1 protein-coding gene is annotated in these 1427 nt (G+C 60.1%); it reads right to left on the bottom strand.

What is annotated here, in order from left to right; genetic code table 11:
- Positions 1-140 precede the first annotated feature (140 nt).
- Complete coding sequence (locus tag P4L78_RS10520; protein WP_309328013.1) at positions 141-1376, bottom strand: MFS transporter; 1236 nt, start codon at positions 1374-1376, stop codon at positions 141-143.
- Between the last annotated feature and the right edge of the window lie 51 nt (positions 1377-1427).

Below are 1427 nucleotides of genomic sequence, written 5' to 3'. Positions count from 1 at the left end.
GTTGGCGGTACGGATATTGGGCATGGGGGAATCCTGTCTGCTGAAATTCAGCTGCGCCGCTGGCCCGATTGGCAACAACCAAGCGCTTGTCACGACCCCTTGGTCATATATCGCCCCCAATGACAAGCGATGATCGCGGCTTACGCCTGCACCGGCCCGATCGGATCGATCCGCAGGCATTTTGCCAGAATGAAGCCTTGGAACGCGACGGCGATGCCGCCGATCAGCAAAAACGTCGTCCCGATCCCCATCGCGCCGGTCAGCATCCCGCAAAGCAGATTTCCGATCGACAGCCCGCCACGCATGGCCAGCATATAGATGCTCGTCATCTGGCCGCGATTGGCATCGTCGATCGACACTTGCAGAAACGTGTTGGCCGACGTGTTGGCGACCGTCATAAGAAAACCGCATGCCACCAGCACCAGCAGGAATTGATGGGCATCGGCAATCAACGGCACGGCCATGACGAACAGGCCGAAAAACAGCGGAGAAATCAACGACAACCAGCGCGATTTGAGCGTTTTGGCGGTGACCATGATAAACACCGGCCCGGCCAGCCCGCCAATGCCGAACGCCGCCATCAAAGTGCCGAAATCCCCCGCCCCGCCGTGAAACACCGACCGCACGACAACCGGCGTGAAAGTAATGATCGGGCCGCAAAAGAGCGACGTCACCAGCACCGAAATCACATGCCAGCGAATGGAGCCATCGCGCAGGATCTGCCGGATGATCTGGATGGGCGGCGTCGTGGGTGCGGCGATCTTCTTGCGTTCGCGCGCCATTTTCGACCAGGGCAAAACCCAGTAGATCGTCGCAAAAAACGGCACATAGGACGCGGCATTGGCACCAAAGCACCACAACGCGCCATAGCGAACCATCACCACCCCCGCGATCGCCGGGCCGAGCACCCGCGACAGATTGAACTGCGCGGAATTGAGCGCGATCGCCTGCCGCTGCTCCTTCTTCGAAACGATCGAGGGGATCAGCGAGGAAAAGGCCGGCATCGACAGCGCATCGGTGATCCCGACGACCAGCGACAGCGCGATGATGATCCACACATTGATCCAGCCCGCCGCCAAAAGCGCGAAGATCAACGCCGGGCACAGCATCTGAATGCCCTGAAACAGAAAGATGACTTTGCCCTTGTCCGCCCGATCCGCCAGCGCCCCGCCCAGCAGAGTCAGGATCCAGAACGGCGCATTGATCGCGAAAGCATCGAGCCCCAGCAAAAACGAAGACCCACTCGTCGTGATGACCAGCCACGGCTCGGCCACGGACTGCATCCACGACCCGATGTTGGAGAGCAGGCTCCCGCACCAGAAGGCGCCATAGCGCTTCGTTCGCAGCAGACTGGTGGAATTCGATTCATCGGACATCCGAGCCGCTATAGCAAAAAGAAGCGGCCACGCCCCCGAAACTCAGCGCAC

The sequence above is a fragment of the Silvimonas sp. genome, from assembly GCF_031291215.1.
In the GTDB taxonomy this organism is placed as follows: domain Bacteria; phylum Pseudomonadota; class Gammaproteobacteria; order Burkholderiales; family Chitinibacteraceae; genus Silvimonas; species Silvimonas soli.
This window is presented reverse-complemented; position numbering and strand designations above follow the sequence as displayed.

Bases quoted from the DNA above. Each gene is read 5' to 3' on its own strand.
- P4L78_RS10520 (WP_309328013.1), bottom strand. From the start codon at position 1,376: ATGTCCGATGAATCGAATTCCACCAGTCTGCTGCGAACGAAGCGCTAT.